The following is a 4,167-nucleotide window of genomic DNA, read 5'->3' on the forward strand; positions in this document are numbered from 1 at the left end:
TTTAGCCGCTCTATCTTCAAGTCTGATTTTATCGCGAGTAATTTCTACAACTTTCGGAGCGCCATGAGCATCAACACCTTTTAAATACTGTAGACGTACTTTAGTCCCTTTAGGACCTTTAATTAAATCAACTACGTCATCTAAACGCCAGCCAATTACATCTACAAACTCTTCGCCATCTTGAGCAACACCAATAATGCGATCATCAGCTTTAATTTGATCTGTTTTATCTGCAGGGCCTCCCGGCACTAAGCTGCGAATAACGGTGTAATCTTCATCAGGGCTTAATACGGCACCAATGCCCTCAAGCTCTAAGTCCATATCCATTTTGAATTGCTCTGCACGACGTGGCGATAAATAAGACGTATGCGCCTCAATACTGCGTGCTAGCGAATTCATAACAATTTGAAAAGCATCTTCTGAATTTGATTGTACTAAACGTTTTTCTGCATTTTTGTAGCGTTTGGTCAGCACCTCTTTAATGCCTTCCCAATCTTTACCCGTCATTTTTAAACGCAGTGCGTCGTACTTTACACGCTCACGCCAAATTTCATCAAGCTCAGCTTGTGACGCAGGCCATGCTGAATCTTCACGGTCAAAAAAGTATTCATCCTCTTTATCAAACGTCATCTCTTTTTCAAGCAGAGTAAGTGAATACTCGTAACGTTCAAAACGGCGTTTAAGACTTAAGTTAAAAATATCAAACGTAAAGTCTAATTTACCGGTAGTAATAGCGTTATCAAAGTCATCACGATATTGCTCAAATGAGGCTATATCGCTGGCTAAGAAAACGCTTTTATTAAAATCAAGGGATTCGATATAACGATCGTACACTTTACTAGAAAGCTCATCGTTAAATTGAACCGGTGTATAGTGTGAACGAGCAAATAAGCTAGCCACTCGTTTGCTAGCAGTACCATGTTGACTCTCTTGCTTGAGCTGGGGTAAATCGTCAATAGTGACGGCTTCTACAGCAGCAAATAATGAACCTGAAAACAGGGCAGCAACTAACGGAATGAGCGTAAACTTTTTACTCATACACAACTCCTTAATTTATTTACAACTTAAACAATGTATAAGCTGTCAGCTTTGGTTTTAACTTGCATACCTGTTACTAACTCAACATGAACATCATCTTTGTTCACTTCAGTTATTACTGCATTTACAAGTGCTTGGCCAAGTTTAACCTTAACCTTATTATTAACCTTGACCTCAGTTGCTGGCAAAGGTTCAATTTTTCCTGAACGCTTAGCCGGCGCTGCTTTAGCAGGTTTGTTAGCTGCAGGAGCGTTTTTATCGCCTGGTTTGCTAGCATGAGCTGGTTTTTTCTTGAAAGATTTAGAATCAGAATCTTGGCGAGGACGCTGTTGTTTTTTGCGTTTAGCCATTTTAGCGCGGCTTTCTTCCAATGCTTTTTGTGCATGGTCGATATGCTCTTGCTCAACTTTTTCACCTTGATTACCATCAAGATCAATACGAAACTCTGACTTGGTCACAGCTTCTAAATAACGCCAGTTAGACGTGTATTTTCTAAGCGCTTGACGAACTTGAGTCTTACTTACTTTTTCAGACCCTTCAATACGCTCAGCAATATCTTTAAAAATACCTACTTTAAGCGGCTTGATGCCATCTTTTTGTTTAAAACATTGTGGGAATTCTTGATATAAAAATTCCAACACTTCATTAATATCTTTTAGCTTGTTTGTGGTTTCCATTTTAGAACCTATTTTTCACATCTTTTCATCAAGGGACGAATCGACGTAGTGTGTTACCCAGTCGACCAACTCTTCGAAATCGGCTTCTATAACAGCCATATCACCTCGAAGGTGTTCCCAAATACCATTTATTGTTTCATCAATAAATTCACATTCTGAATCATCTGGAAGACGATCCCATGCAATATGAATCAAATCATTGAGCGTTTCCGCTACATGTTCTTCTTCGCCTTCCCAATCGCCAACATCTTGTACAGCAAATAGGTAGTCTTGAACATTTAGCAAATCTTTCATTACAAGCTCGCCTCTAAGCATTTTACTAATGCTTCTAGACCGGCTTTATCGTCAGCATCAAATCGACCAATACTCGGACTATCAATGTCTAGTACAGCAAATACTTTACCATGTTTCATGATAGGTACAACCACTTCAGAATTAGACGCTGCATCACAGGCTATGTGGCCGTCAAAAGCGTGAACATCTTCAATTAATTGTGTTTCTACGGTTGCCGCAGCAGTTCCGCATACACCCTTTCCTACTGGAATACGAATGCATGCAGGATTACCTTGAAACGGACCAAGTACTAATTCAGTAGGAGAATCCATAAAGTAAAAGCCCGCCCAATTCACATCCTCTAAAGAGGTAAATAACAGCGCGCTTATGTTTGCCATATTGGCAATTACATTGGATTCACCAGCTATCAGCGATTCAGTTTGCTTAACTAATGACTGGTAAAAATCGTGCTTTTGCATACCAAACTACTTCTTATTAAACATACAGTAGCTAAAGGTACTCTTTGTCGTGAAAAATTGGAACCTTTTGGAGGTAAAAAAAAGGAAATCACACCGTTTATCAGTGCGCTTGGTTAATAATGCTGCGATTATTTTTTTGCCGTTTTACGAAGACCAAACAAAAACAGCCCTGCAGCGAATGCTGACATTACACTATTGATCAAAAATATCTCGCCAGTTGTGGCACTTAATAAGTAACTAAATATCGCTCCGCCTAGTAATCCAAGAGTTAATACCCCTGAATAATTAACTTTAGAATACTTAAACATGAGTAAATACCCAGGCACAACAAAAGCAGCCATTGTTAAGCCTACTATGTGTGCATTTGATATAGCAGTCATTAATAAGGTAAGAAATATTGATACAAACTCGCCTTCAAGCGTAAGTGAGTAATAAACACCAAGTAAACTGCCTACAATAACAGGCGATAATAACGAAAGCCCTACGCTTTTTGCTAGCTGATGTTTCATTTAAAATCCTTAATACACAAATCTAAATTCTATGTATAAAGCATGCACCAAGATCTAAAGGTTAGAAACAGAGACTATGGTCGTAATTTATGATTAAAAATAAACCTTATTGCAGTATGAGCCTATTACTTTATTAATAGGCTCATAAGTTTGGGTCACACTTATCAAAATGCTTATAACTTAGCTATTTTATTTGATAACTCAAAATGGCTAGATGTTACTATTTCCTCAAGCACTGCCACCCTTTTGCTCAACATCGCTGTTTGTTCCTCTAATTTTGTTATCTTTTTATTATTATTTAGTCCTTTAAATTTTGCGTGCGCTGCCATTATTGTAGTTTTATAGGTGAAATAACGTTTAGTAATAGTAAGAATCAAAAAGGGTGAGCTAAATATAATTATTACAATAAATAATTCTAGCATGGTCGTTTCCCACTCAGTTTAAGTTAGCTTGTTGCGTGTAAAGGCCATTTTTAGTGCATTGAAATAATTTTGATAATGTAACTTCGCGCTGCTTTCCTCGTCGAATTAGCATCTCAACATACACAATACTTAACACAATGGCTGTTGCTTTAAATAAGTTACCTTGTAGATCACCTACTGCGCCACCCGACATACCAAATATTCCGTAAGCTGCATTCATAAAAATATGCATCCACATAGGAAACCAAATACGATAACCACATTCACAATATAGCCACGCAAACCATGTACCTGCTACAGTAGTGATTGCAACCGCCATCAAAGCAGAAATCGCATCATTGCCTTGATAAATATGGCCCAGACCAAATATTACTGAACTAATTAATGCCGCAGGCACAAAGCCCCATCTACAATATTTAAATAAAACACCAAACAATGCAGCCCTAAAAATTAGCTCTTCAAAAAACCCCGCATAAACTGAGCCAGTTATTATTGCTGGTATTGATAGGTTAAGTTCATCACTCAAAAATCCATAACCTATTGCCATTGGAATACAACAAATAATTGCTGCGAGTGCATAGTTAATAAAACCAGAGGAATTAAGCCCTATAGATTCAAAAGGCTTACTTTGTTTAAACAAAATAATAGCCGCAATAACTAACGGTCCATATAAAAAAATATATTTAGCGGGGGTAAATAAAATGCCAGTTAGATTATCAAGTTCAGACAACCAGCTAGACCAACCTTCTCCCCAAAACTGCCTCATTAC

The 4,167-nt window shown here is 37.8% G+C and carries 7 protein-coding genes; all 7 read right to left on the reverse strand.

Annotated features, from left to right (window positions below):
* Positions 1-1,038 (reverse strand): PDZ domain-containing protein (locus H5072_RS13060; RefSeq protein WP_182693762.1); only part of this gene is annotated, 1,038 nt, incomplete at its 3' end.
* Positions 1,039-1,064: 26 nt separating this feature from the next.
* Entirely contained in the window at positions 1,065-1,715 is a 651-nt protein-coding gene (proQ, locus tag H5072_RS13065; RefSeq protein ID WP_002961909.1) for an RNA chaperone ProQ, read from the reverse strand.
* A 15-nt stretch (positions 1,716-1,730) separates the two neighbouring features.
* Positions 1,731-2,009, reverse strand: a complete 279-nt coding sequence (locus H5072_RS13070; RefSeq protein ID WP_002961910.1) for a hypothetical protein — start codon at positions 2,007-2,009, stop codon at positions 1,731-1,733.
* Positions 2,009-2,467: a GAF domain-containing protein gene (locus H5072_RS13075; RefSeq protein ID WP_002961911.1), complete on the reverse strand. Its 459-nt coding sequence runs from the start codon at positions 2,465-2,467 to the stop codon at positions 2,009-2,011. The genes H5072_RS13070 and H5072_RS13075 overlap by 1 nt, the downstream gene beginning before the upstream one ends.
* Positions 2,468-2,595: 128 nt before the next feature.
* The gene (locus H5072_RS13080; protein ID WP_002961912.1) at positions 2,596-2,976 is read right to left on the reverse strand and encodes a hypothetical protein; all 381 of its coding nucleotides are present in this window, start codon (positions 2,974-2,976) and stop codon (positions 2,596-2,598) included.
* Between the two features lie 173 nt (positions 2,977-3,149).
* Complete coding sequence (locus H5072_RS13085; RefSeq protein WP_182693763.1) at positions 3,150-3,398, reverse strand: hypothetical protein; 249 nt, start codon at positions 3,396-3,398, stop codon at positions 3,150-3,152.
* Positions 3,399-3,411: 13 nt separating this feature from the next.
* Positions 3,412-4,167, reverse strand: a 756-nt coding sequence (locus tag H5072_RS13090; RefSeq protein ID WP_182693764.1) for a CPBP family intramembrane glutamic endopeptidase, incomplete at its 5' end; no start/stop codon positions are given.

It is taken from the genome of Pseudoalteromonas sp. SR45-5 (genome assembly GCF_014163565.1).
Classification (GTDB): domain Bacteria; phylum Pseudomonadota; class Gammaproteobacteria; order Enterobacterales; family Alteromonadaceae; genus Pseudoalteromonas; species Pseudoalteromonas distincta.

Bases quoted from the DNA above. Each gene is read 5' to 3' on its own strand.
- H5072_RS13070 (WP_002961910.1), bottom strand. From the start codon at position 2,009: ATGAAAGATTTGCTAAATGTTCAAGACTACCTATTTGCTGTACAAGAT.
- H5072_RS13085 (WP_182693763.1), bottom strand. From the start codon at position 3,398: ATGCTAGAATTATTTATTGTAATAATTATATTTAGCTCACCCTTTTTG.
- H5072_RS13080 (WP_002961912.1), bottom strand. From the start codon at position 2,976: ATGAAACATCAGCTAGCAAAAAGCGTAGGGCTTTCGTTATTATCGCCT.
- proQ (WP_002961909.1), bottom strand. From the start codon at position 1,715: ATGGAAACCACAAACAAGCTAAAAGATATTAATGAAGTGTTGGAATTT.
- H5072_RS13075 (WP_002961911.1), bottom strand. From the start codon at position 2,467: ATGCAAAAGCACGATTTTTACCAGTCATTAGTTAAGCAAACTGAATCG.